The sequence below is a fragment of the Streptomyces sp. NPDC001156 genome, from assembly GCF_053598275.1.
The window spans coordinates 138262-161704 of sequence record NZ_JBSFJX010000007.1 but is presented as its reverse complement, the minus strand read 5'-3'; the positions used below and the strand labels follow the sequence as shown (position 1 = coordinate 161704).

Genomic DNA, 23443 nt, shown 5'->3' with positions numbered 1-23443 from the left:
ACGCCACGCCTCGATCCGGGCCGGTGTCCACACAAGGGGCTTGGGACGGACGTACTTCGGCAGGACGACACCCTTCGTCCAGTTCTCGGAGATCAGCTTCTCGTCCACGGCTCGTCCAGGGCGCCGGAGAGAGTGTTGCGCATCCTCAACTGCGTGCCGGGGTCACATGCGTGGGCAGGGCGCGGGCTTCCTTCAAGGGGGTCTTGGCGTCCTGCCACGGAGTTCCTGGAGAAGGCGGTCCTGCGCCTGCTGGTCGCCATGGGCTATGGCGGCAGCGACGAGGCAGCCGTCCACCTGGGCGGCCCCGGGGACGGCGGGTTCGCGGTGGGGGAAGGCGTTGACCTGGCTCCAGGAGGTCTCCTCCGTCAGCAGCCACTTGGCGTCGGCACCTTGATGATCTGCGGCAGTCGCCACGGGAATCGCCGCCGTTCGGAGCGAGGTGGCCCAGCGGATCACCGGGACGACTTCGAGGGCTAGGGCTGGCCGTACACGGCCGACTGTGACCAGGGCAGGAACGCCGAACAGCGTTGCTGCTACCGCGTGGTGGAAGACTATGCCTTCGTTTGGGAGGGCCTGCGCAAGAGCGATGCGTCGCAGGAACTGCGACGCATCCTGGTGCACTCCAGCGCGAGTGCCTAGGCCGCGGGCCTGCCACAACAAGATCACGGCGTTGTGGGGCGGCACGCAGATGGTCGCCGGGGACGGCTCGGACCGCAAGAACCAGTACGGGTTCAGCGCCGCCGACATGACGAACGCCAAGCTCCCGTGGGGCGATCCTGTGGAGGAGAAGCATCACTGGTACGAGGTCGGCCACTGGGTGGAGTCGTTCGTATGGGACGGGATCATCGTCGACGGGATCTGGGGCACGATCAAGGCTCTGGGAACGCTGGTGGGCTTCGGTGGCTGGGACGCCATGGGGCAGGCGTGGAAGGGCCTGGCCCAGCTGGCGACCGGCCTGGCGATCACCGCAATCCCGGGCGTGGGGACGGCCTTCTGGCTCATGCCGGATGACAAGCTGCCGTCATGGCTGCGCGATTCGCGCACGGCGATGAAGGAGACAGGCAAGGCACTGGTGGCGTGGGACGAGTGGGGAAAGAACCCGGCTCGCGCCGCGGGTGCGGTCACCTTCAATGTCCTGACGACGGTCTTCACCGGCGGCGCGGGCGGTGCGGCGTCGGGTGCGGACTGAGATCTTGGATCACTCGATGGGCCTCGTGGGCCCGGATCCCGACTACGTACCGGACGTACCGCCAGACTGGGCATGAGCGGTCGTCATCGGGTCGCCCTGACACCAGCGGACCCCTCTGGGCAGGATTCTCAACAACCTTGCAGACAGGGGCAGGTGAGGTCCTCGGGCGGTTCAACAAACCCCTTGCTTCCGTGTCGGCGGCAGACACTAGAGTTCGACGTGTTGCGTGATGTTCACAGCAACCGTACAAAGAGCGCGGCCCGCCTCCGAATATCCGAGGCAGCGAGGCCGCGCCATTCCCGTGGGGGGAATCCAGTAGTGAGAACACGCTCTTTGGTGTCGGCGGCCATGTCCGCCGCGCTGGGCGCCGCACTCCTCGCCGCGCCCGCGCTGGCGTACGCGGCCGACGGCGGCACGCCCGGGCAGGACCCGGCGGCCACCGCGACCACGAACCCGACGGCCGATTCGACGGCGGCGGACACGCCCACCAGCGCCCCGTCCGACACTCCTTCGGACACCCCGACCCCGTCCAACCCGCCCATCGACGAACCGTCGGACACCCCGACCCCCGCCCAACCGATCCCGTCCGATCCGCCCTCCGGCGACCCGACGCCCACCCCGAGCAGCAGCGTGCCTGCCGACGGCACCGGCGCCCCGGTGTTCGGCAACGTAGGCTCCGACCCTTCCGACGCCGGCTTCCTGACGGTCGCCGTCTCCTCCGACTCGGCGATCACCGAGGTGTCCGCCAAGCTGACGGAGCTGCACGGCGCGGACCCGGCGACCGTCGCAGTCACCGGCTTCACGCTCGTCTCCGGCACGCCGCAGGACGGCATCTGGCGCTCGCCGCGCATGTCGCAACTGCCCTCGTACGGCAGCTACGACGTGACGGTCAGCGCCCAGGACAGCGACGGCGACAGCACTTCGGCGGCGGACGCCACCACCGTGGACGTCGAGCCGAAGCCGGTCTTCGCCGACCGCAGCATCAGTCCTGCCGTGCTCGACGTGGAGCACACGCACGTCACGCTCAGCGGCCGCATCTCGGTCTTCGACCCGATCACCGGCGACACCTCGCCGCTGGCCGGCAAGACGCTGAGTGTGACGGCCGAGAACGCCTACAGCGCCGTCACCGCCGCCGACGGCAGCTACGCGATCGACGTGGCGCCGCGGCTGAACGGCGAGAACGCCACGTCCGTGCCGGTCTCGCTCTCCTTCTGGATCGCCAACCCCGACGGCACGAACACCTATGTGCTCGTCGACAGCAAGACCTTGCCGGTCGTGGTCAGCCCGAGCCGGATTCGGCTGGACCACTCCAGCGTGCAGATCAAGTACGGCGCCAAGGCGTCCTCATCCGGGGTCGTGGAGTACCTGTACGACGGCACCTGGCGCCCGGCCAAGGGCGTCGCGCTCGACATGGGCTACTACGCCACGGCGACCAGCGGTGCCGACGGGCGGTTCACGCTCACCTATCCGTACCTGCTTTCCAACGACGGCACGTTCACGGTGGAGACCAGCCTCGACAGCTACCTGGCCGACCCGTATCTGACCGCCTCGCACGCGCAGTTCAAGGTCGACGTCATCAACCGGACCAACATCTGCTTCTGTTCGAGCTGGCTTGACGAGTACTCCAACCTGCACATCCAGGGCAGCATGAACGGCAGCAACGGCAAGGTGCCGCCGAACCGGAAGCTGTACCTCCAGCAGTCGGCCGACGGCAAGTCCGGCTGGAAGTCGCTCGGCTGGTTCACCGCGAAGTCCGACGGCACCTTCAACCTCGACGCGTACGTGTCGGTGCCGAAGGGCTACTGGCGGCTGTACTCGGCGGGGTCGTCGGACTACCAGTCCGGCTACTCCAACTCCGTGCACTTCAACCGCACCGCCACCAGGATCACCGGCTTCAACGCCGGTCCCGAGCCGGTGCGCAAGGGCCACACCGTGACCACCACCGGCACCTTGCAGCGGCTGAGCGGCACGAAGTGGGTGGCGTTCGGCAAGCAGCGCGTCTACATCCTCTTCCAGGCCAAGGGCAAAAAGTCCTGGACGCAGTTGGGCTCCGTCAAGACCGACTCACACGGCCACTTCACCGCCCGCTTCACGGCGAAGCAGGACGGCACCTGGGTCGGGGTCTACCTCGCGTCCGGCTCCTACGTGGACGCCGAGAGCTACCACGACTACGTGGACGTGCGCTGAGTAGCCCTTTCCGACGACCACCGCGAAGGGCGCCCCGGAAACCTCCGAGGCGCCCTTCGCCATTGCGGCCGATTGGCCACGTGCCACGAGGAGCTCCGCCTCCATCCGGTCCACATCCGGGTGAACGGGGAACGCGATGCCCAGCCGAAGGGCCCGGTGGTGCCGGTGTTGCCCCCGCGATGAAGCCACCTCAGGGGGAAAGCCCGAGCCCGACCGGCGCCGCCTGACGACGAACCTCCAAGACCTCGGCTTGGCCGTCAGCGCAGTGGCGACCGCGGTGACCCCCTGCAGAGGCCGGCGCGGAGAACTTCCTGTGCGCGTGGATCTGGCTGTGACCGAGGATCTCGCGGGGAGCCACGCCGTCCGCGGTGAGGAGCGTGGCGCAGCCGTGCCGAGCCTGGTGCGGGCGGATGCGCCGAAGGACGGCGGCCGCTGTGATCCGGAAGAACGATCGGTTGATGTTCTGCGGCGCGATCGGGCGGCCGGTGCGGGTGGTGAACACGTATGAGGACGGGGCCCGCCCGACTCCCTTTCGCCGAGCCGCCTCGGTCTGTCGCATCCGGTGCCAGCGCAGCGCCGCCGGGCAGATCAGCAGGAGAGGCACGGGGCGGGCCCGGCCGCTCTTGGGCGTTTTCACGCCCGCCCGGGGTACGTCATCCGCCCGCGGCGTCCGCGGCCTCCCAGCGCAGCAGGTCGCCCGGCTGGCACTTGAGCGCCTCGCAGAGCGCGGCGAGCGTCGCGAAGCGCACCGCCTTGGCACGGCCGTTCTTGAGTACCGCCAGGTTGGCGGGCGTGATCCCTACGCGCTCCGCGAGCTCGCCCACGGACATCTTCCGCCTGGCCAGCATCACGTCGATGTCGACGACGATCGGCATCAGATCACCTCGTCCAACTCGGCCTGCATCTGTGCCGCTTCGGCGTCGCGCGCCACGGCCTGGGCGAGCAGCATCCGCAGCACGAGCACGATGAGCGCGACCCCCAGGATGGCCACGCCAACCCCGCCCATGATGACGGTGACGCCCGGGTCGTCCCGCTGGCCCGGCGCATTGATGATCGTGACCGCGAACCACACGAGGGCAGCCGCCACGAACGCGCCGATCACGCCGTCCACGTACCGGAAGGCGGCATGGGAGAACACGGTTCCGCGTCGCACCATCGTCACCAGCCGCCATACACAGACCAGGGCGACCTGGGCCGACACCATGCCCAAGATGGTGATCACGCGCAGCGGCGTCAGCGGGAGCGACCCGTCCTCCGGGTCGCTCCCGCTGACCAACGCCCACACCATCCCTGCCTGTACGAACACGGTGCCGGCGAGCACCACCACGAGCACGGCGCGCAGCGCACGTACTGCCAGCTTTCCCATGACCCATCCTTCCATCGAGTTGCGATGGGAATCTATCGAATGTCGATAGATGAAGCAAGAGCTGGGACGGAGAGGTGGGCGGCGGTTTCGCACCGTGGCGAGACGCCGCAGTCCCTCCCATGGCATGGCCTTCGCACGAACCGACTTGATCTTGTTGAAGCCGGTCTCGCTTAAGCACAAATCGGACGCCACCGGACTACGCCGAGGCCCTGCCCAGGCCCCGGGTACCGTCCGAGTCGCGTCGGCCGAACGAGGCGGCTTCAGGGCTGCTGGCGCTCACCGGTTCGGGCAGCGGCCGCCCGCGTGCTGCTTTGGCCCAGAATTCCGGCACCACCTCGTTGAGCATCATGGCTTCCGAGGCACGCTGCGGCAGCACGTCGACGAGAGCCATGGGGGACGCACCCCACTCGACGCAGGCGCCCGCCAGAACCGCGGTCATGGCGAAGTCCCCGCTGAGACCCGGCAGCAAGGGTGCGAGGGCTTCTACGGCGGCCGTCAGGCTCTCGGGACCTCCCGCCCGAGCAGTGTCCGCAAGCCGCTTCATCGCGGTTCGGTAAGCGGGAGCGGAGCCGGATTTCATCCGTGTGACGAGTTCGTCCACCAGGCGCGGTATCTCCGAAGGCACGAGGGGACGTTAGCAGGGGTGACGGTCCGTCCAGAGCCGCTGCACCTACACCACCCACGTGTCGAAAACACCTAGCCACTTCCCGGTAAAGAGCGCTACTGAGGCTGGAACCAGGAAGAAAATTCCGATGCCGCCAAGCGCATACGGCGTCCACGGCGTCACTTCCGGCAAGCCGCCACCGATTTTTCGCCTACGCGCGGTCGCGAAGTGCCTGACGAACGAAGTCAAACTCAAAAGAAAAAGGATCACACCGACAAGCTGTATTCCCATCAGGCCACATTCGAGAACGATGAGGAATACGTCCGAGATCAGCAACCCCATAATCGTCCTCTTTTCACAGGCCCGACCGCGCGTGAGCTGCGGCGACGCGATCATGCCAGGTTGCTTTGAGTTGGCCTCACCTCACCCGCCCCGGGCCGCGGCGCCAACGCTGGCCCTGCCGCATGGGACCAGATGCGTGGGAAGGGTGACGACGATGCCGACCAGGTTCGAGGCGGTTCCAACGGCCGGCTGAGCCTCACGGAGGAACGAAGGATCCGGCGGCCGGTGCGGGTGGTGAAGGCCACTCAGGAGTCGGCGATGCTGATGAGCAGTGCTGAGGCGCGGGCGATTACCGCGCGGTCTTCGGCGCTGAGGGCGCGTAGCTGTTCGTCGAGCCAGGCGTTGCGCTGGGCCCGGGCGGCGCCGGCGAGTTCGTCGCCTTCTGCGGTGGCCCTGAAGAGTACTTTGCGGCGGTCGTCCGGGTCGCGGGTGCGTACGGCGTAGCCGGCTGAGGTGAGGCGGTTCACCGTCTGGCTCATGGAGGCAGGCGAGACCCGGTCGTGCTCGCTGAGTTCGGTGAGTGTCTGTGGTCCGTGCTTGTGGAGACGGGTGAGCACGGCGAGTGCCGCGTCTCCGAGGCTGCCTTCGGGGCGCTCGCTGCGGAAGCGGCGGTACAGGCGTCCGACGGCGGAGCGCAACTGTCCACCGAGGTCGGCCGTCTCCGCCTCGGCGGGCTGATCTTCAGTTGCCTTCTTCTCCATGGTTCTTTAGTATACCTAAAGAGATCCTTCTTATACCTAAACAGTGAGCGCGGGTTCCGCGCTCACTGCGCGGTGCCCCGTGCCCCGTACCCCGAGGCATGCGACGACGCGACGACGGCCGCGCTCATGTCGCCGACCGGCCGCCGGCCGCAACCCAGGCTCACAGGCAGCGAGATTCACAGTTAGGAGGAGTTGCAGTCATGCCCGCAAACCCCCTTGGCGTCGCACTGCGTAACCGGCGCGCCGGTCACCACACCCTCGTCTGGGCCCGCCCCGACCTGCAGGCCCCGGAGAACTTCACTCTGACCAGCCCCGCCTTCGACCACGAGGCACCCATACCGGAAAGGCACCGCGGCAGGCTGTTCGGTGCGAACATCTCGCCCGCCCTCACTTGGACGCGGCCGCCGGCCGGCACCGTCGAGCTCGTGCTCATCGTGCAAGATCCCGACGTCCCTCTCGGGAAGTCGGCCACCCATGCGCTCACGCTGGGTATCCACCCTTCCCTGGACGGCATCCCGGAGAACGGCCTCGCCGACCCCAGCCCGGTTCCGGGCATCCGGCACGGGAAAGGCGGCCTCGGCCGCCGCGGCTGGGCGGGACCCATGCCGATCCGATCACACGGACCCCACGCCTATGCTTTCCAGCTCTTCGCCCTCGACCGGGCCCCCGGGCTGCCGGTCGGCTGCGCCCTCGATGAGGTGATTGCGGCCATCTCCGGCCACGTCATCGGCCGCGCCCGACTGGATGGGACCTACGAAATCCGCTAGCACCTGCCCGACATCCCGTGCCCCAGGGCACTCGCCGGCGTGGGGATTCGTTCCGGGCATCCCGACGCCGCTTCGGCATCGGACGCGTGCTCACGAGGCGAATTCGACAGGGGGCTCCACCGCTGAGCAGTACGAACGCCCCGGACCGATGATCGGTCCGGGGCGTTCGGCATTCACGGGTGACATCGACCCGGGCCGGGCTGTATCGGCCACCACCGCGGTGCTGTCACAAAACAGGGCTTTATTTGGTCATCCATCCAAAAGGGGCGAATCATGCTTTCGCGTCCTGTGCAGCCGGCCCTCCAGACATCCGAGGGCAGCAACTCGATGACGATGACCACCCTCGACGCAGCGACACTCGGTGAGCAGTTGACTGTGTCCGACATGTCCGACACGGTAATCGCGCTGCTCGACGAGCAGGGGGCGGTCGCCGGCTGGACAAAGACCGCAGAACGCCTCGTCGGATATTCCGCCCGGGACGTCGTGGGCCGGTCCGCCGCACTGGTGCTGCCGTCCTTCGGGGAAGCGGCGACGACATCGGCGTTCGTCGAGCAGTGCCGTGCCCGAAGCGGCTGGCCAGGCGTGACGGCGGTGCGCCACCGGGACGGCCGCGTGCTCGACCTCAGCCTGCGGATCACGATGTTGCGAGGTCAGGGCGGAGCAGCGCGCTGGCTCGCGTCGGTGACCGACACCGGCCCGCTGTCCGGGGAGGTGGTGAACGGATCGGTGCGGGGGCTGCTCCTGGCGCGCGCGCCGATCGGTGTCGCCGTTCGCGACCGGCAGCTGCGGTGCACCTTCGTGAACGACGTGATGGAGAGCCACGACGGCATTGCCCGTGAGCGGCGGCTCGGACGCCGCTTCGCCGAGGTACTGCCCGGTGCCAAGGCCGAAGCACACGAGGCGGTGATGCGGCAGGTCATCCAAAGCGATACGACGAAGGTCCACGAGTACCGGACGTGGCTGCCGACGAACCAGGACCCGGAGCACCCGTTCGCGGTCTCGTTCAACTGCCTCCAGGGCGCTGACGGTGAATCGCTGGGGGTGTGCATCATCAGCGCCGACGTCACGGAGAACCGGCAGGTCCGCGAGCGTCTCGCTGTCGTCGGGGAGGTCAACACGCGCCTCGGCGGCACCCTGGACGTGATGCAGAGCAGCCAGGAACTGGCCGACCTCGCCGTGCCCCTGCTCGCCGACTATGTCGCCGTGGACCTGGAGCAGTCGGTCTCGTTCGGCGAGGGGCCCCCGGTCCGCATCGGGCCGACGGACGGGCGCCTCCCCGTTTTCCGACGGGCCGGTCTGGCCTCGATCCACCAAGGAGTGCCGGAATCCCCGTGGGTGCGCGGTGAGCCGGTCCCCGTGCTTCCCGCCTCACCGTTCGCCGCCGTCCTGAGCACGGGGAGATCGCACCTGGAGCCCACCCTGGACATCGCTCCGGGCCTGTGGACCGACGGCGTCCCGGTGCTGGCCCAGAGGATGCGGGAGAACCGCATGCACTCGCTGATGGTCGTTCCCATCCGCGCGCGCCGCGGCCTGCTGGGCGTGGTGCTGTTCGTGCGTACCGAGCATCCCGTGCCGTTCCAGGAGGCCGACCTGCTCCTGGCCGAAGAACTCGTCAGCCGCGCCGCGCTGTCGTTGGACAACGCCCGCCGGTACGCCCGTGAGCACACCGCGGCCCTCACGCTCCAACGCAACCTGCTCCCCCATCGTTTGAAGGGCGGCATGGCGGTCGAGGCGGCCGCGCGCTACCTGCCCGCCGATGTGGACCACGGAGTCGGGGGCGACTGGTTCGACGTGATCCCGCTGTCCGGCGCGCGGGTGGCCCTCGTCGTCGGCGATGTGGTCGGGCACGGCCTGCATGCCGCCGCGACCATGGGCAGGCTCCGCACGGCCGTGCGCACGCTCGCCGTCATGGAGCTGCCCCCCGACGAGCTGCTGACCCGTCTCGACGACACGGTCCAGCGGCTGGCCGAGGAAGAAGACGTCGACGCCCCGGACCAGCTCCCGCCGACCGTGGGCGCCACCTGCCTGTACGCCGTCTACGACCCGGCCACCCGCCGGTGCACCATCGCGGGAGCCGGACATCCCCCGCCTGCGATCGTCGACCCGCAGGGCCGGGTCACCTTCCCCGACCTACCCACCGGTACCCCCCTGGGTATCGGGCTGGGAGACCCTTTCGAGGCCGTAGAGCTGGAACTGCCCGAGGGATACCTGCTCGCCCTGTACACCGACGGTCTGATCGAGGCCCGCGACCACGACATCGAGGAGGGGATGCACCGCCTTGGTACCGCCCTGGCACAACCGGGCCGGTCCCTGGAAGACCTCTGCGACATCGCGACGAGGTCCTTCCCGAGCCAGGCGTCGTGCGACGACATCACTCTCCTCCTTGTCCGCCCCCGCTTCCTCGCTCCGAGCCAGGTGGCCTCCTGGACGCTTCCGCCCGACGAGACCGCCGTCTGCCACGCGCGCAACCTGGCGTCCCGTCAGCTGAGCGCCTGGGGCCTGGAGGATCTCAAGGACTCCACAATGCTGATCGTCAGCGAACTGGTCACCAACGCCGTCCACCACGCCTCCGGCCCGATAGGTCTGTGCCTGAAGCGGCACAAGGTCCTGACCTGCGAGGTGTCCGACACCGAGGCCTACGCCCCGCGTCCGCGCCGCGCGAGCCCCGTGGACGAGAACGGCCGCGGACTCGGCCTGGTCGCGCAGATGTCCCGCAGCTGGGGCTCCCGCTTGGAATCGGGCGGCAAGGTCGTGTGGGTCGAACAGGACCTGCCTCGCACATCCGGCTCCCGATCGGCCGGACCGTCCTGCGAAAGCCGTCGGTTCGAATCCGGCAGGGGGCTCACTGTGTGACATGCCGTCAACGAAGGGTCTGCACCATCGAGCGCTCGTGCAGGTCGAGCGTGGACAGCCGGGCGCCGGCGCGCCGAAGCCACAGGTGCGGGGCCCGGCTCCCGGGTCCGCCGATCAGCCGCATCCGGGCGGGCACCACCGGCTGATCCGGATCCGCACCCATGACGGCGCCCCTGAGGGGGAGCGGTGGCCAAGGGCGACGTCGAGCATGCCGCTCCGGGTGCCGTCGGGTCCTGCGCCGGTGACCGGGGAGAGGCCCGGGTGGCTGTGTTCCACGGAGGGGGCGGAGGCGCGGGTACCGGTGGACAGGGCCGGCGCTCGGCCTCGTAGCTCTCCAGCAGCCCTTGTCCGTGCCCAGCCGCCGAGCACGGCGGCTGGCTTCCACGCCAGGTCGGGCGCGTCCTGGATACCGGTGTTCGAGTCGGCGGCCCAGGTGAGAGGGCATCTCGTGGGCACAGTCACCGGCATGGAACACCGACCGCGTCGGCCGGCAGTTGGGACCGGACTGCGCCGCCCGTCGGCCGCGACGAGGTAGTCCCCGCGGACCGTGCGGCGCCGTCGGCTGCTCCGGTCGTGCACGACCGTGGTCACTCCTTCGGGGTCCTGTTCGAAGGACTCCATGTGGTGGAAGTACCTGAGGCCGACGCCGAGTTCCCGGGCGCCGCGCAGCAGGACGGATCCGAGGTCGTTCTGGCTGCACAGACGCCAGGAGGCGGGACTGAACTCCGCGAGCGCACCGTCCGGATCGATGTGCCTGAACAGCCACTCGCCGCCGTCGGCGCGCAGGGACGGATCCGCAGGATGCCGTACGTCCGTCAGTAGCGACGCCGTCCTCGTCGATGCTCGGCACCCGGAACAGTTCCATCGTCCGGGCGTAGTTGCCGCGTCCACGTGGGTGGACGGATGGTGCGGCGTGCCGCTCGGCGAGGGTGTGCCGCACCCCGTGGCGGCCCGGGAAAAGCGGCATGGACAGGCCCATCAGGGAGTCGTCGGCGATGAGGACCGGAACCCGGTGGTCGGCTCCTTCACGCATCGGTTGCCTCCCGAGGAAGAGGTGCGGGTGTGAGGCGCGCCGCAGTTTCCGTGCCCTCCGGGAGAGGGTCCGCCTGCGCAGTCACCCACGTGGTTCATACGAGTCGCGCACTCCCTGCGACCGGCACACGATCGAGGAACGCTGACGTCGCGTCACCCGCGGCCCGACGTTGCCTCCGCCCCCTCGTGAAGGAGAAGTGTCCAGGATGACCACAACGTCTGAACGTGTTTCAGAACCGCTGGCGCGACAGGTGTCGAAACGGGTGTCCCAGTCCGTCTTCGACGGCTCCGGGCTGCGTGTCGTGCTGCTGGTGGATGTCTACGACGGAGCTCAGCAGCAGTTCCTGGAGGCGTACGAGCAATTGTGCAGCCAGGTCGCGTCCGTACCCGGACACATGAGTGACCAGCTCTGCCAGTCGATCGAAAATCCGTCCCAGTGGCTGATCACCAGTGAGTGGGAGAGCGCCCCGCCCTTCCTCGACTGGGTGAACAGCGAGGAGCACGTGCAGATGGTGCGACCGCTGCACAGCTGTGTCCGGGACACCCGTTCGCTGCGCTTCCACATCGTTCGCGAGACCGGGACACAGGCGCGGGCCGGCGCCTCCGAGCGCCGTCTCCAGGTCGCTCCCCGGATCGGCGACGGCAAGATCCGTCATGCGCTCACCTTCACGGTCAAGCCCGGCAGCGAGCAGGTCGTCGCCAAGATCCTCGCCGACTACGCCTCGCCCGAGGCGCAGGTCGACGACACCACACGGCTGTGCCGCACCTCGCTGTTCATGCACGGCAACCGGGTCGTGCGGGCGATCGAGGTGGAGGGCGATCTGCTCGCCGCGCTGCGCCATGTCGCACAGCAGCCCGAGATCCGGGCCGTCGAGGAGGCCATCAACCCGTATCTGGAGCTCGAACGGGACCTCAACGACCCGGAGGCCGCCCGAGTCTTCTTCACCCGGGCGGCGCTGCCCGCCGTGCACCATGTGACGGGGGATCAGTCCTGCTCGAATGCGGAGCGGCACGCCCTGTACTACCCGGCCCGGCAGGGCTGCGGTATGCAGCTGGCCCGGCTGCTGGCCCAGCAGGACGCGGCGGCAGCCGAGGATCCCCGCTACCCGGTCTGCAGCAGCACGATCTTCCAGCGCGACGAGATCGTGGTGCGGCTGATCGACGTGCGGGGCGACGTCGGCGCCGACCCGGGCCTGTCCCTCGGTCTCGCGGACCGCGCACAGGCGGCCGAGATGAGCGCCTTCCTCGACGAAGCGGCCGTCGGCGCGGACGGTGCCGCGCTGGAGAACGGCGATTTCGCGCGATTCCTCGCGTTCGCTCGCATGGAACCCATCACCGACCGCCGGTCCTCGCCCGACGCCTGAGCGGAACCCCGCGGGCCGTGGCGGCCACGCCCTCATGTCGACGAAGCACACCATCGGAGGAAACGACGTGATCAAACCCCGTCCCAGAATCGTGGATCTCAACGAGGTCGACCCCAACCGCAGACGCGGCGGCGATCTGCGCGCCATGCTCACGCCGGCCACGGTCGGCTCCACCAGCGGTTTCATGGGCGTGGCCATCGTGCAGCCCGGCGACCGCATCGGCGAGCACTACCATCCGTACTCCGAGGAGTTCGTGTACGTCGTCTGCGGCAAGCTGGAGGTCGACCTGGACGGCGACCCCTATCCGCTGCGGCCCGAGCAGGGGCTCATGATCCCCGCGTACATGCGGCACCGCTTCCGCAACGTCGGGGACGACGAGGCCCGCATCGTCTTCCACTTGGGTCCGCTGGCGCCGCGCCCGCAGCTCGGCCATGTGGACACGGAGGAGACCGACGCCGTCGCGGTCGGCGCCGCGGAAGGAGCCGAGGCGGGCGGTGCCCGGGCGGCCGACCGAGGTCAGGTCCGTTCATGACCCGGCGCGTGGCGGTCACCGGCATAGGCATCGTGGCACCGGGCGGCATCGGCGTCCCGGCGTTCTGGGATCTGCTCGCCAACGGCCGTACCGCGACGCGGGGCATCACCTTCTTCGACCCGAGCAGCCTGCGTTCGCGGATCGCCGCCGAGTGCGACTTCGACCCGGCGGCCCACGGGCTGGACGCGGAGCAGATCGCACACGCCGACCGGTACATCCAGTTCGCCCTCGTCGCCGGCGACGAGGCGGTACGGGATGCCGGCCTCGACCTCGCCCGGGAGAATCCCTGGCGGGTCGGGGTGTCCCTGGGGACCGCGGTCGGCGGCACCACTCGTCTGGAGCACGACTACGTCCTGGTCAGCCGGCACGGGCAGCGCTGGGACGTGGACCATCGTGAGGCCGAGCCTCATCTGCACCGGGCGTTCTCGCCGAGCACACTCGCCTCGGCGGTGGCGGAACGTTTCGGCGCGAGCGGGCCCGTGCAGACCGTCTCCACGGGCTGCACCTCCGGGCTCGACGCGGTCGGATACGCCTTCCACGCCGTCGAGGAGGGCCGGGCGGACGTCTGCATCGCCGGTGCCTCGGACTCACCGATCTCACCGATCACCATGGCCTGCTTCGACGCGATCAAGGCCACGTCCCCGAACAACGACGACCCCGCGCACGCCTCCCGGCCTTTCGACAACAACCGTGACGGGTTCGTCATGGGCGAGGGCGGCGCGGTGCTGGTCCTGGAGGAGCTGGAGCACGCCCGGGCCCGTGGCGCGCGCGTGTACTGCGAGCTCAGCGGCTATGCCACCTTCGGCAACGCCTACCACATGACCGGTCTGACCAGCGAGGGCGTGGAGATGGCCCGGGCCATCGAGGTGGCGCTCGACCACTCCCGCCTCGACGGCTCGGCGATCGACTACGTCAACGCACACGGCTCGGGCACCCGGCAGAACGACCGGCACGAGACGGCCGCAGTGAAAAAGGCCCTCGGCCATCACGCCTACGACACGCCCATGAGCTCCATCAAGTCCATGGTGGGGCATTCCCTCGGGGCGATCGGCGCGATCGAGGTCGTGGCCTGTGTGCTGGCCCTGGACCGCCAGGTCGTACCGCCGACCGCGAACTACGAGACCCCGGACCCCGAGTGCGACCTGGACTATGTGCCTCGCGTCGCACGCGAGCGGAGACTGGACAGCGTCCTCTCCGTGGGCAGCGGGTTCGGCGGCTTCCAGTCTGCGGTGATCATGACCCGGCAGAGGGAGAGGACACGATGAGTGCAGCCCGCGCCCGGCGCGCCGCCGTCACCGGAATCGGCGTCGTCGCGCCCAACGGAACGAGTATCGATACCTTCTGGAAGGCCACTCGGGAGGGCATAAGCGTCCTGGACCGGATCACCCGCGAAGGCTGCGACCATCTGCCGCTGCGGGTGGCCGGCGAGGTCCGCTCCTTCGAGCCGACGTCGGCGATCGAGGAACGGTTCATCGTGCAGACCGACCGGTTCTCGCACTTCGCGATGGCCGCGGCCGATCTCGCGCTGGAGGACGCCCGGATCGGCCGGGACGGTGCCGAAGAGGCGCCGTTCTCCCTGGGTGTGGTCACCGCGGCCGGCTCCGGCGGTGGTGAGTTCGGTCAGCGGGAACTCCAGCAGCTGTGGGGGAAGGGAAGCCGCTACGTCGGCCCCTACCAGTCCATCGCCTGGTTCTACGCGGCGAGCACCGGCCAGATCTCCATCCGCCGCGGCTTCAAGGGGCCCTGCTCGGTCGTCGCCGCCGACGAGGCGGGCGGCCTGGACGCCTTGGCGCACGCCGCACGGGCCGTGGCACGCGGTACCGACGTGATGGTCGCCGGCTCGACCGAGGCCCCGCTGGCCCCCTACTCGATGGTCTGCCAGCTCGGTTACGAGGAGCTCAGCACCATCGACGACCCGGCACGGGCCTACCGCCCGTTCACCGCCGAGGCCTCCGGGTTCGTGCCCGCCGAGGGCGGCGCCATGCTCGTCGTGGAGGACGCGGCCTCGGCCCGTGAGCGGGGTGCCCGGGTACGGGCCACCATCGCGGGACACGCGGCGACCTTCACCGGCGCCTCCCGCTGGGACCTGTCCCGGGAGGGACTGGTCCATGCGATCCGCGGTGCGCTGGACGAGGCGGGCTGCGCCCCCGAGGAGGTCGACGTCGTCTTCGCCGACGCCCTCGGTGTGCCCGAGGCGGATCGTGCCGAGGCACTGGCCATCGCCGACGCCCTCGGCCGCCGCGTGCCGGTCACGGCGCCCAAGACGGCGATAGGCCGCGGCTACTGCGCGGCGCCCGTCCTGGACACCGCGGCCGCGGTGCTCGCGATGGAGCACGACCTGATCCCGCCCACCCCCAACGTCTTCGACATCGACCATGACCTCGACCTGGTGACCGGCCGCGTCCGCTCCGCCGAGCTGCGCACGGCGTTGGTCCTCAGCCGGGGACTCATGGGGTCGAACTCGGCGCTCGTGCTGCGGCGCGACGTCGGCGACGCCTCCTTCTGAGGCCGTCCTGGAGCAAAGGAGAGAAACCGCATGAGTGACCGCATCACCTTGGAAGAACTGGCCGACCTGATGAAGAAGGCCGCCGGGGTCACCGTCGCCCCGCAGGAACTCCAGCAGTGCTACGACACGGGCTTCGACAGCCTCGGCGTCGACTCGCTCGGCCTGCTCGGCATCGTGGGAGAGCTGGAGAACCGGCACGGCACGCAGATGCCGCCCGACGCGGAACGGTGCAAGACCCCTCGACAGTTCCTCGACCTCGTCAACAGCACTCTCATGGCAGGAGCCTGACATGGCCGGACACACGGAGAACGCCGTCACCATCGCCGCCCCGGTCGATCTGGTCTGGGACATGACCAACGACCTCGAGAACTGGCCGCAGTTGTTCAGCGAGTACGCCGCCTGTGACGTGCTCTCGCGTGAGGGGAACCGGACGACGTTCCGGCTGACCATGCATCCCGACGAGAAGGGCACCGTGTGGAGCTGGGTCTCGGAGCGGGAGACGGACCGCCCCTCGCTCAGCGTCAAGGCCCGCCGCGTCGAGCCCGGCCCCTTCGCGTACATGAACATCCGGTGGCAGTACGAGGAGGTCCCCGAGGGCACCCGGATGGTCTGGACGCAGGACTTCGAGATGCGGCCGGACGCACCGGTCGACGACGCCTGGATGACCGACAACATCAACCGGAACTCCAAGGTCCAGATGGGCCTGATCCGGGACAAGATCGAGAAGGCCGCTGCCGGGCAACGGCCTGCGCCGGTCCTGGCCGACTGAACCGCACGGAGGAGCTCATGCACCAGGCCCTGATCGTCGCCCGCATGGCCCCCGGATCAGCCCCCGACATCGCCAAGGTGTTCGAGGACTCGGACCGGGGAGAACTGCCGCACCTCGTCGGGGTCACCCGGCGCAGCCTCTTCCAGTTCGGCGATGTGTACATGCATCTCGTCGAGTCGGAGCGGGAGCCCGGCCCCGCCATCGCCAAGGTGGCCGAGCACCCCGCTTTCCGGGACATCAGTGAGCGGTTGTCGGCGTACGTCAGCGCGTACGACCCCGCGACCTGGCGCTCCCCGAAGGACGCCATGGCGCAGCGCTTCTATCTGTGGGAGCGGAACGCCGCAGTCTGAACCGTCCGCACGGCCACCGGTCGCCGGCCCCGCGTCAGCGCGGGCCCGGCGACCGGTGGTGTGCGGGCGCCGGCCCCGCGGGGCCGGCCGCAGCCGTTCATGCCGGGACGGTGCAGTCGAAGGCGTGCAGATAGGGGTTGACTGGGTCGATCGTGTCGATGATCAGACCCGCGGCGGTCAACCGGTCGACCATGCTCTTGGTGGTGTGCTTGGCCCCGCCGACGTTGAGCAGCAGCAAGAGGTCCATGGCGGTGCTGAACCGCATGGAGGGGGTGTCGTCGACGAGGTTCTCGATGACCACGACCCGCGCCTTGGGGCCGCCCGCCTCGATGACGTTGCGCAGCGTCCGGGCGGTGCTCTCGTCGTCCCACTCCAGGATGTTCTTGATGATGTACACATCCGCATGAACCGGGATGGACGTACGGCAGTCGCCGGGCACGATGCTGACGCGGTCCGCGAGCGCGCCTCCCGGGCGCAGCCGCGGGTCCGCCTTCTCCACCACGCGGGGCAGATCGAGCAGGGTGCCCCGCATCGACGGGTACTTCTCCAGCAGGCTGGCCACCACGTGGCCCTGGCCGCCGCCGATGTCCGCCACCGACGAGCTTCCCGACAGGTCGAGGAGTTCGGCGACGTCCTGCGCGGACTGCTTGCTGGAGGTCGTCATGGCCCGGTTGAAGACGTCGGCCGACTCCGGGGCGTCCTCGTTGAGATAGACGAAGAACTCCTTGCCGTACAGGTCCTGTACGACGTTCCGGCCGGTGCGTACGGCCTGGTCGAGACGCGGCCATGCCTCCCAGGTCCACGGCTCGGTGCACCACAGGGAGATGTTGCGCAGGCTGTTCGGGTCGTCCTCGCGCAGCAGCCGGGACATGTCGGTGTGCGTGAAGGTGCCGTCCTCGTGCTCGGTGAAGACGCCGTAGCAGGACAGGGCTCGCAGCAGCCGTCGCAGCGGCTTGGGCTCGGCCCCTACGGCGGCCGCGAGGTCCTCCGCGCGCATCGGTGCGTCGCCGAGGGCGTCGGCGACGCCCAGGCGGGCCGCCGCGCGGAGGGCGGCGGCGCACGCGGCCCCGAAGACGAGTTCCCTCAGCCGCATGGACGGCGGGGGCGCAGGGTTCGCGGTCGTCGGCGGGGCGGTGGTTGCGGTCGTCATGTGCTGCTTTTCCTCTCTGGTCCGCGGCCGGTCGCCGGCCGGGTCAGCACAGTCCCGCGGGCTTGGAGGCCCGGCAGGAGTTGCCCTGGAAGGTGTTGCCCTTTCCGGTGTCCGCCTTGACGAGGTCCGCCGGGGAGTTGCGCTGCAGCGTGTTGCCGATGACCTGGTTCCGTTCGTTGGGGACACCCAACCAGCTCTTGAAGAGCACGATGCCGCCCGAGAAGGGGGAATTGCCGACGTTGTCGGTGATCGTGTTGCGCGTCATCAGGATGTTCTCGGTGCCGCCCGTCAGGACGATCCCGGCGCCTTGGACGACAGGCACCCGGGCGGTCTTCGGGCAGAGCTTGTTGTTCTTGTGGATGTAGTTGTCGCTCAGGGTCAGGGCCCCGGCCCGCGGTTTGTTCTCGTCACCGATGACGAATACCGCCGCGCAGTTCGCGGTCATGTCGTTGGTCGCGACGGTCAGGTTTCTGAGGCGCTTGAGGGTGATGCCGATCCGGTTGCCCTGCAGACGGTTCCGTCCGATCAGCGTCCCGCGGGTGTCCGTGGCTCCTGCCTCGGTCGTGAACGTGTTGGCGAGATACAGTCCCGCGTTCCCGTTGTCCCGGAGGGTGTTGTCGACGAACGTGCCGCGGGTGGAACGTTCCTGCGAGATGCCCCACTGACCGTTCTTCTCGGCGGTCACCTGGCGGACCGTCAGCCCGTCCGCCCGCGACGACCACAGTCCGTTCTTGGAGAAGCCGGACAGAGTCAGTGACTCGATGGTGACGTTGTCGGCCGGGTGGCCGTTCGTCCCCTCGACGCAGATGCCGCTACCGGCTCGCGCGCAGGCGTTCGAGGAGGATGCGGCCGGCGCGATCACGGTTTTCCCCGTGCCGCGCAGGGTCAGCCCGGACTTGGTCACCCGGACGCTCTCACGGTAGGTGCCGGAGGCGAGGACGATGGTGTCGCCGGGCCCGGCGGCGTCCACGGCCTTCTGAAGCGAGTCCCCGGGACGCACCATGTGGGTCATGGGGCCCGCGGCGGTGGCGGCCGAGCAACTGAGTCCCGACCCGATGAGCGCGGTGGTGCACAGGAGATAGGCGGTATTGCGTTTCGTCATATTCTGTACGCTATGACTGGATGGGCCGTTGAAAGCCGGATCGGCCATCCGGCGGCGTGTCTGCATCGGCCGTGGCGCGTCCCCTCAAGGCCGATCGCCGTGTGTGCCCCGGGAGTCGGCCCGTGGGGGCCGCGCCGGACCCGGCCGGCGGTCGACTGTGCGGGGCGTCCCGCCACACCGCTGAATTTCCACTGTGAGGTGGCCTGCTCGCGAGGCATGTCGATCACCTTCCCGACCATACTTGCGTATGTGTACAGGGCCATACGAATCAGACGCGGGGTGGCGGCGGTGGCTGCCTACGTCCGCAGCGCCCCGGGCACCTACGTCTGGCTGCTGATCCTGTTCGTCACCACCGTGGTCCTGCACCACATGCCGCCGCAGTTCGAGGAGAACTTCCTGCGGCACCGGTCCACCAACATCAACCAGCTGTCGTCCGACCCGGTGCGCGCGTTCATCAGCAGCGCGATGTGGATCGACGGCGGGCACTGGCTGCCCTGCGCCGCGCTCTACACGGTCTTCCACGCGCAGGCGGAGCGCTGGCTGGGCACCGCGCGCTGGCTGGCCGTGTGCGTCGCCGCGCACGTGCTGGCCACACTCGCCGGCGAGGGCGCGCTGCTGCAGGCCATACGGGACGGGGCGGCCCCGGAGTCTGCGGCCAACACGCTGGACATCGGGGTGAGTTACGCACTGGCCGGAGCGGTCGCCGTGCTCACGTACCGGATCGCGGTGCCCTGGCGGTACGCCTATCTGGCGGTCGTGCTGCTGGTGTACACCGTCCCCCTCACCGCCTCGCCCACGTTCACCGATTTCGGGCATTTCATCGCGGTGCTGATCGGTCTCGCGTGCTGTCCGCTGACCCGGGGCCGCGGAAAACCATGGAATCCGAAGGAGACACTGGCCGTCCTCAGGAGTTAACGTCCGGCACATGAGCAGCGTAGTGAGCAGCGCCGTCAACGGCGGCGTCTCCTTCTGGTATGCCGACGACGGCATCCCCGCCCAGCGGGAGCCCCTCGCCGGGGACGGGTCCGCCGACGTCGTCATCGTCGGTGGCGGCTACACCGGTCTGTGGACCGCGTACTACCTGAAGAAGGCCGCGCCCTTCCTGCGCATCACCGTGCTGGAGCAGAAGTTCTGCGGCTACGGCGCCTCCGGACGCAACGGGGGCTGGCTCTACAACGGCGTCGCGGGCCGCGACCGGTACGCGGCGCTGCACGGACACGAGGCCGCCGTACGGCTGCAGCAGGCGATGAACGAGACCGTCGCCGAGGTCGTGCGGGTCACCCGGGAGGAGGACATCGACGCGGACGTGCATGTCGGCGGCGTCCTGGAGGTGGCCTACACGCCCGCGCAGCTCGCCCGGCTGAAGGCGTTCCACGAGCACGAGCTGTCGTTCGGCGAGAAGGACCGCGAGCTGTACGGCGCCCGGGAGACCGCCGAGCGCATCAGGGTCGCCGACGCGGTCGGCTCGTCCTGGACCCCGCACGGGGCACGGCTACACCCGGTCAAGCTGGTCAAGGGTCTCGCGGCGGCCGTCGAGGCGCTCGGAGTCACGATCCACGAGTGCACACCGGTCACGGAGATCCGTCCGAAGCACGCGGTGACGCCGTACGGCACGGTCCGGGCGCCCTACATCCTGCGCTGCACCGAGGGCTTCACCGCGTCGCTGAAGGGCCAGAAGCGCACCTGGCTCCCCATGAACTCCTCGATGATCGCGACCGAGCCGCTCACCGACGAGCAGTGGGCGCGGATCGGCTGGGAGGGGCGCGAGACGCTGGGCGACATGGCGCACGCGTACATGTACGCGCAGCGCACCGCCGACGGCCGGATCGCACTCGGCGGCCGCGGCGTCCCCTACCGCTTCGGCTCCCGCACGGACAACGACGGCCGTACGCAGCCGGCCACCGTCGAGGCGCTGTACGACATCCTGATCCGCTTCTTCCCGTCGCTGGCCGGGGTGAACGTGGCCCACGCCTGGTCGGGTGTGCTGGGAGTGCCGCGCGACTGGTGCGCCACGGTGACCCTGGACCGGTCGACCGGCCTCGGCTGGGCGGGCGGTTACGTCGGCTCGGGCGTCGCCACCACGAACCTCGCCGCCCGCACACTGCGCGACCTCGTCCGGCAGGACTCGGGCCAGGCGGGTGCGACCGGGCTGACCACACTGCCCTGGGTGAACCACCGGGTGCGCAAGTGGGAGCCGGAGCCCCTGCGGTGGCTCGGTGTGCACGGTATGTACGCCACCTATCGCACGGCGGACCGGCGTGAACGGACCACGCACAGCGCCGAGTCCTCGAAGCTGGCCCAGTTCGCCGACCGAGTGGCCGGGCGGCACTGAAGGAACCTGCCACTCAAGGGAGTTGGCGCATCGTTTCGGGTCCCCTCATCAAAATCTCGCGGGTGATGTGTCGGTCCTGTGCGCGAGGATCCTCCCGACGTGCTTTACCGGCCGTTGACTTGGGGGGAATCGACGGACCCTGAAGGCGTCTGCCGGGACCTGGAGTCCGGCCGCCGTGTCCTACTCCTACCAGTGGTACGCGGACCGCAGGGCGATCAGCGGGGCGACCAGGTCCTCGCTGGTGCTGAAGTCGGCGCAGAAGGACAAGAAGATCACCGTGAAGGTGACCGCGCACCGCACGGGTCACAAGGACGGATCCGCAGTGAGCGGACCGACACGGGCGGTTGTCCGCTGACCGGATCGAGAGGTGTCGCGGGAGACAGGCATGGGCGGCGGTGCTTGCCGTGTCCGCCGTGCTTGGTCTGACGGTGAGTGCCGCGCTGACCGGCGGCTGAGAGGACGGGCGGGGCCTGCGGGTCCCGCCCGTTCTGTGTGAGACTGCGACGGTGATACGCACCGCGACCCCCGCCGACGTCCCCGTCATCCATACCCTGATCCGCGAACTGGCCGAGTACGAGAAGGCCCTCGACGAGGCGCGGGCCACCGAGGAACAGCTCCACGAGGCCCTGTTCGGTGAGCGCCCGGCGGCGTTCGCGCATGTCGTGGAGGAGGGTGGCGAGGTCGTTGGCTTCGCGCTGTGGTTCCTGAACTTCTCCACCTGGCGGGGCGTGCACGGTATCTACCTGGAGGACCTCTATGTCCGCCCGCAGGCCCGCGGCGCCGGGTACGGCAAGGCACTCCTGAGGGAACTGGCGCGTATCTGTGTGGAGCGCGGCTATGAGCGCCTGGAGTGGTCGGTCCTGAACTGGAACCGGCTGGCGATCGAGTTCTACGAGGCACTGGGCGCCCGTCCGCAGGACGAGTGGACGGTGTACCGGCTGACGGACGCGGCGCTGGCGCAGTTCGGGCGTCAGGCGTAGGAGCGCCGGGCCTGGGTGGAGCCCCCGCCTCAGTCGTCCCCCGCCACCCGCACGCCCATCTCCGCCGCCAGCACGGGGGCCAGGTCCAGGAGCTGGGCATGGCTGATCACCGCGCCGGACAGGCGGTCGATCCCGCGGTTGATGTCCAGCTCCGCCGCGCGGCGCAGATCCACGTCCACCAGCGTCGCCGCCGTGAGATCGGCTCCCTTCAGGACGCAGTCCACGAACTCGACCCGCTCCAGCCGGGCGCCTGCGAAGTCCGGCTCGATCAGGACACAGCTCTCGAAGACGACGTCCTTGAGCCGTGCCTTGCGTAGATTCGGATAGTCGATCTTGCCGCCGCGCACCAGCACACGCTCCAGCACCGCGCCGTGCAGCTGCACCCCGCCGAGCCGGGCGTCCACCAGCTCCACGTCGCGCAGACTCGCCTCAGCGAGGTCCGTACCCACGCCCCGTACACCCGTGAGTACGGAGTCCAGCACGCGCGCGTGGCGCAGCTGCGTCTCGTCCAGGGCGCAGCCCGTCAGCGCGCAGTCCATGAACCGGGCGCCCCCGCCGTCCTGGCCTGCGAAGTCCGCGTCCTGGAACTCGAGCCCGTCGTAGTCCCCGTCCGGCTCCAGGACGCTGTCCTCGAAAGCCACGAGCTCCGGCAGCCGGATCTCGGGCCGCCGCGCCGTCTTCACCACCCGGTCGCCTCGCACCATGCCCCCCATCGTGCCCTGCGCCACTGACAATCACCTACGGCCTGCCCCGCGGACCAGGAAAGAAGGGGGCGGACGGACCGTGCCCTATCGACGCGGCGCCTGGCGCATCCTCGGGAAACGGGCCTGAAGCGTCCAGATCGCCGGGTTCTCGCCGAGGTCCTCGTGCAGGTCGGTGAGGTCGGCGATCAGGTCGTGCAGGAAGTCGCGGGCCTCCCGGCGCACTTCGGTGTGGGAGAAGGTCAGCGGGGGCTCGGCCGCCGGGAGCCACTCCGCCTCGATGTCCACCCAGCCGAAGCGGCGCTCGAAGAGCAGGCGGTCGGGAGACTCGGTGAAGTCCAGCTCCGCGTGCTGCGGCCGTGCGGCCCGGCTGCCGAGGGGGTCGCGGTCGAGTCGTTCGGCGATGTCGCACAGCGCCCACGCGAAGTCGAGCACCGGCACCCATCCCCAGGCTGTGGACAGCTCGCGGTCCGCCTCCGTGTCCGCCAGGTAGACGTCACCGCAGAACAGGTCGTGCCGCAGCGCGTGGACGTCCGCGCGGCGGTAGTCGGTCTGCGGGGGGTCGGGGAAGCGATTGGAGAGGGCGTAGCCGATGTCGAGCACGGGGCGATGGTGT

23 protein-coding genes and 5 pseudogenes are annotated in these 23443 nt (G+C 69.4%); 15 read left to right on the top strand and 13 right to left on the bottom strand.

Annotated features, from left to right (window positions below; translation table 11 throughout):
• Positions 1–192: 192 nt before the first annotated feature.
• Entirely contained in the window at positions 193–414 is a 222-nt protein-coding gene (locus tag ACWDA7_RS06495) for a hypothetical protein (RefSeq protein WP_450603048.1), read from the bottom strand.
• 229 nt (positions 415–643) lie between these two features.
• Here ACWDA7_RS06495 and ACWDA7_RS06490 point away from each other — a divergent pair.
• Together ACWDA7_RS06490 and ACWDA7_RS06485 are read left to right on the top strand one after the other, a co-directional pair.
• Positions 644–1183: pseudogene (locus tag ACWDA7_RS06490) on the top strand (ADP-ribosyltransferase); the annotation flags it as partial.
• Positions 1184–1537: 354 nt separating this feature from the next.
• Positions 1538–3376 carry a hypothetical protein gene (locus ACWDA7_RS06485; protein ID WP_450603047.1) on the top strand — a complete coding sequence of 613 codons (1839 nt, stop codon included), beginning with the start codon at positions 1538–1540 and terminating at the stop codon, positions 3374–3376.
• Positions 3377–3698: 322 nt separating this feature from the next.
• Here ACWDA7_RS06485 and ACWDA7_RS06480 read toward each other — a convergent pair.
• The 6 genes and pseudogenes from ACWDA7_RS06480 to ACWDA7_RS06455 all read right to left on the bottom strand — a co-directional run.
• Positions 3699–4004 (bottom strand): annotated as a pseudogene (locus tag ACWDA7_RS06480) (tyrosine-type recombinase/integrase); the annotation flags it as partial.
• Between the two features lie 25 nt (positions 4005–4029).
• Entirely contained in the window at positions 4030–4251 is a 222-nt protein-coding gene (locus ACWDA7_RS06475; RefSeq protein WP_450603045.1) for a helix-turn-helix domain-containing protein, read from the bottom strand.
• Entirely contained in the window at positions 4251–4742 is a 492-nt protein-coding gene (locus ACWDA7_RS06470; protein WP_450603044.1) for a DUF2975 domain-containing protein, read from the bottom strand. The genes ACWDA7_RS06475 and ACWDA7_RS06470 overlap by 1 nt, the downstream gene beginning before the upstream one ends.
• 196 nt (positions 4743–4938) lie before the next feature.
• A complete protein-coding gene (locus ACWDA7_RS06465; RefSeq protein WP_450603043.1) occupies positions 4939–5367 on the bottom strand; it encodes a hypothetical protein in 429 nt (142 codons plus the stop codon).
• Between the two features lie 45 nt (positions 5368–5412).
• The gene (locus ACWDA7_RS06460) at positions 5413–5742 is read right to left on the bottom strand and encodes a hypothetical protein (protein ID WP_450603042.1); all 330 of its coding nucleotides are present in this window, start codon (positions 5740–5742) and stop codon (positions 5413–5415) included.
• A gap of 191 nt (positions 5743–5933) precedes the next feature.
• Positions 5934–6389 carry a MarR family winged helix-turn-helix transcriptional regulator gene (locus tag ACWDA7_RS06455; RefSeq protein ID WP_450603041.1) on the bottom strand — a complete coding sequence of 152 codons (456 nt, stop codon included), beginning with the start codon at positions 6387–6389 and terminating at the stop codon, positions 5934–5936.
• A 200-nt stretch (positions 6390–6589) separates the two neighbouring features.
• On the opposite strand from ACWDA7_RS06455, the gene ACWDA7_RS06450 reads away from it, so the two are divergent.
• Together ACWDA7_RS06450 and ACWDA7_RS06445 are read left to right on the top strand one after the other, a co-directional pair.
• Positions 6590–7156, top strand: a complete 567-nt coding sequence (locus ACWDA7_RS06450) for a YbhB/YbcL family Raf kinase inhibitor-like protein (RefSeq protein WP_450603040.1) — start codon at positions 6590–6592, stop codon at positions 7154–7156.
• Between the two features lie 333 nt (positions 7157–7489).
• Positions 7490–10009: a SpoIIE family protein phosphatase gene (locus ACWDA7_RS06445; protein WP_450603062.1), complete on the top strand. Its 2520-nt coding sequence runs from the start codon at positions 7490–7492 to the stop codon at positions 10007–10009.
• 22 nt (positions 10010–10031) lie between these two features.
• Here ACWDA7_RS06445 and ACWDA7_RS06440 read toward each other — a convergent pair.
• Together ACWDA7_RS06440 and ACWDA7_RS06435 are read right to left on the bottom strand one after the other, a co-directional pair.
• Positions 10032–10711, bottom strand: a pseudogene (locus ACWDA7_RS06440) (FAD-dependent monooxygenase); the annotation flags it as partial.
• 124 nt (positions 10712–10835) lie between these two features.
• A pseudogene (locus tag ACWDA7_RS06435) lies at positions 10836–10976 on the bottom strand (FAD-dependent monooxygenase); the annotation flags it as partial.
• Positions 10977–11247: 271 nt separating this feature from the next.
• On the opposite strand from ACWDA7_RS06435, the gene ACWDA7_RS06430 reads away from it, so the two are divergent.
• From ACWDA7_RS06430 to ACWDA7_RS06400, 7 genes are all read left to right on the top strand, one after another.
• Complete coding sequence (locus tag ACWDA7_RS06430; RefSeq protein ID WP_450603039.1) at positions 11248–12405, top strand: SchA/CurD-like domain-containing protein; 1158 nt, start codon at positions 11248–11250, stop codon at positions 12403–12405.
• A gap of 67 nt (positions 12406–12472) precedes the next feature.
• On the top strand, positions 12473–12937 hold the full coding sequence (locus ACWDA7_RS06425; RefSeq protein WP_450603038.1) for a cupin domain-containing protein: 465 nt from the start codon (positions 12473–12475) through the stop codon (positions 12935–12937).
• Positions 12934–14202, top strand: coding sequence for a beta-ketoacyl-[acyl-carrier-protein] synthase family protein (locus ACWDA7_RS06420; RefSeq protein WP_450603037.1), 1269 nt, complete (start codon positions 12934–12936; stop codon positions 14200–14202). Before ACWDA7_RS06425 ends, ACWDA7_RS06420 begins: the two co-directional genes overlap by 4 nt.
• On the top strand, positions 14199–15443 hold the full coding sequence (locus ACWDA7_RS06415; protein ID WP_450603036.1) for a ketosynthase chain-length factor: 1245 nt from the start codon (positions 14199–14201) through the stop codon (positions 15441–15443). Before ACWDA7_RS06420 ends, ACWDA7_RS06415 begins: the two co-directional genes overlap by 4 nt.
• A 30-nt stretch (positions 15444–15473) precedes the next feature.
• The gene (locus ACWDA7_RS06410) at positions 15474–15731 is read left to right on the top strand and encodes an acyl carrier protein (RefSeq protein WP_359399922.1); all 258 of its coding nucleotides are present in this window, start codon (positions 15474–15476) and stop codon (positions 15729–15731) included.
• 1 nt (position 15732) lies between these two features.
• Positions 15733–16212, top strand: a complete 480-nt coding sequence (locus ACWDA7_RS06405; RefSeq protein WP_359399919.1) for an SRPBCC family protein — start codon at positions 15733–15735, stop codon at positions 16210–16212.
• A gap of 17 nt (positions 16213–16229) precedes the next feature.
• Entirely contained in the window at positions 16230–16562 is a 333-nt protein-coding gene (locus ACWDA7_RS06400) for a TcmI family type II polyketide cyclase (RefSeq protein ID WP_450603035.1), read from the top strand.
• A 97-nt stretch (positions 16563–16659) separates the two neighbouring features.
• Here ACWDA7_RS06400 and ACWDA7_RS06395 read toward each other — a convergent pair whose 3' ends face one another.
• Entirely contained in the window at positions 16660–17712 is a 1053-nt protein-coding gene (locus ACWDA7_RS06395; RefSeq protein ID WP_360993210.1) for a methyltransferase, read from the bottom strand.
• A gap of 43 nt (positions 17713–17755) precedes the next feature.
• Positions 17756–18814: a right-handed parallel beta-helix repeat-containing protein gene (locus tag ACWDA7_RS06390; RefSeq protein ID WP_450603034.1), complete on the bottom strand. Its 1059-nt coding sequence runs from the start codon at positions 18812–18814 to the stop codon at positions 17756–17758.
• 216 nt (positions 18815–19030) lie between these two features.
• Between ACWDA7_RS06390 and ACWDA7_RS06385 the strand changes: the two genes are divergently transcribed.
• From ACWDA7_RS06385 to ACWDA7_RS06370, 4 genes and pseudogenes are all read left to right on the top strand, one after another.
• On the top strand, positions 19031–19729 hold the full coding sequence (locus tag ACWDA7_RS06385) for a rhomboid-like protein (protein WP_450603033.1): 699 nt from the start codon (positions 19031–19033) through the stop codon (positions 19727–19729).
• A 10-nt stretch (positions 19730–19739) separates the two neighbouring features.
• Positions 19740–21146 (top strand): NAD(P)/FAD-dependent oxidoreductase, encoded by a 1407-nt coding sequence (locus ACWDA7_RS06380; protein WP_450603032.1) that lies wholly within the window; start codon positions 19740–19742, stop codon positions 21144–21146.
• A 133-nt stretch (positions 21147–21279) separates the two neighbouring features.
• Positions 21280–21501, top strand: a pseudogene (locus ACWDA7_RS06375) (glycoside hydrolase Chb); the annotation flags it as partial.
• A 151-nt stretch (positions 21502–21652) separates the two neighbouring features.
• Positions 21653–22126, top strand: a complete 474-nt coding sequence (locus ACWDA7_RS06370; protein WP_450603031.1) for an N-acetyltransferase family protein — start codon at positions 21653–21655, stop codon at positions 22124–22126.
• A 29-nt stretch (positions 22127–22155) separates the two neighbouring features.
• Here ACWDA7_RS06370 and ACWDA7_RS06365 read toward each other — a convergent pair whose 3' ends face one another.
• Both ACWDA7_RS06365 and ACWDA7_RS06360 read right to left on the bottom strand, forming a co-directional pair.
• Positions 22156–22839, bottom strand: a complete 684-nt coding sequence (locus ACWDA7_RS06365; protein ID WP_450603061.1) for a pentapeptide repeat-containing protein — start codon at positions 22837–22839, stop codon at positions 22156–22158.
• Between the two features lie 75 nt (positions 22840–22914).
• Entirely contained in the window at positions 22915–23430 is a 516-nt protein-coding gene (locus ACWDA7_RS06360; protein ID WP_359399951.1) for a hypothetical protein, read from the bottom strand.
• Positions 23431–23443 lie beyond the last annotated feature (13 nt).

Excerpts from the sequence above, each read along its gene's own strand:
- ACWDA7_RS06450 (WP_450603040.1), top strand. The coding sequence starts at position 6,590 with ATGCCCGCAAACCCCCTTGGCGTCGCACTGCGTAACCGGCGCGCCGGT.
- ACWDA7_RS06445 (WP_450603062.1), top strand. The coding sequence starts at position 7,490 with ATGACCACCCTCGACGCAGCGACACTCGGTGAGCAGTTGACTGTGTCC.
- ACWDA7_RS06380 (WP_450603032.1), top strand. The coding sequence starts at position 19,740 with ATGAGCAGCGTAGTGAGCAGCGCCGTCAACGGCGGCGTCTCCTTCTGG.
- ACWDA7_RS06470 (WP_450603044.1), bottom strand. The coding sequence starts at position 4,742 with ATGGGAAAGCTGGCAGTACGTGCGCTGCGCGCCGTGCTCGTGGTGGTG.
- ACWDA7_RS06410 (WP_359399922.1), top strand. The coding sequence starts at position 15,474 with ATGAGTGACCGCATCACCTTGGAAGAACTGGCCGACCTGATGAAGAAG.
- ACWDA7_RS06420 (WP_450603037.1), top strand. The coding sequence starts at position 12,934 with ATGACCCGGCGCGTGGCGGTCACCGGCATAGGCATCGTGGCACCGGGC.
- ACWDA7_RS06405 (WP_359399919.1), top strand. The coding sequence starts at position 15,733 with ATGGCCGGACACACGGAGAACGCCGTCACCATCGCCGCCCCGGTCGAT.
- ACWDA7_RS06475 (WP_450603045.1), bottom strand. The coding sequence starts at position 4,251 with ATGCCGATCGTCGTCGACATCGACGTGATGCTGGCCAGGCGGAAGATG.
- ACWDA7_RS06390 (WP_450603034.1), bottom strand. The coding sequence starts at position 18,814 with ATGACGAAACGCAATACCGCCTATCTCCTGTGCACCACCGCGCTCATC.
- ACWDA7_RS06415 (WP_450603036.1), top strand. The coding sequence starts at position 14,199 with ATGAGTGCAGCCCGCGCCCGGCGCGCCGCCGTCACCGGAATCGGCGTC.
- ACWDA7_RS06430 (WP_450603039.1), top strand. The coding sequence starts at position 11,248 with ATGACCACAACGTCTGAACGTGTTTCAGAACCGCTGGCGCGACAGGTG.
- ACWDA7_RS06460 (WP_450603042.1), bottom strand. The coding sequence starts at position 5,742 with ATGATCGCGTCGCCGCAGCTCACGCGCGGTCGGGCCTGTGAAAAGAGG.
- ACWDA7_RS06455 (WP_450603041.1), bottom strand. The coding sequence starts at position 6,389 with ATGGAGAAGAAGGCAACTGAAGATCAGCCCGCCGAGGCGGAGACGGCC.
- ACWDA7_RS06485 (WP_450603047.1), top strand. The coding sequence starts at position 1,538 with ATGTCCGCCGCGCTGGGCGCCGCACTCCTCGCCGCGCCCGCGCTGGCG.
- ACWDA7_RS06395 (WP_360993210.1), bottom strand. The coding sequence starts at position 17,712 with ATGACGACCGCAACCACCGCCCCGCCGACGACCGCGAACCCTGCGCCC.
- ACWDA7_RS06385 (WP_450603033.1), top strand. The coding sequence starts at position 19,031 with ATGTCGATCACCTTCCCGACCATACTTGCGTATGTGTACAGGGCCATA.
- ACWDA7_RS06365 (WP_450603061.1), bottom strand. The coding sequence starts at position 22,839 with ATGGGGGGCATGGTGCGAGGCGACCGGGTGGTGAAGACGGCGCGGCGG.
- ACWDA7_RS06400 (WP_450603035.1), top strand. The coding sequence starts at position 16,230 with ATGCACCAGGCCCTGATCGTCGCCCGCATGGCCCCCGGATCAGCCCCC.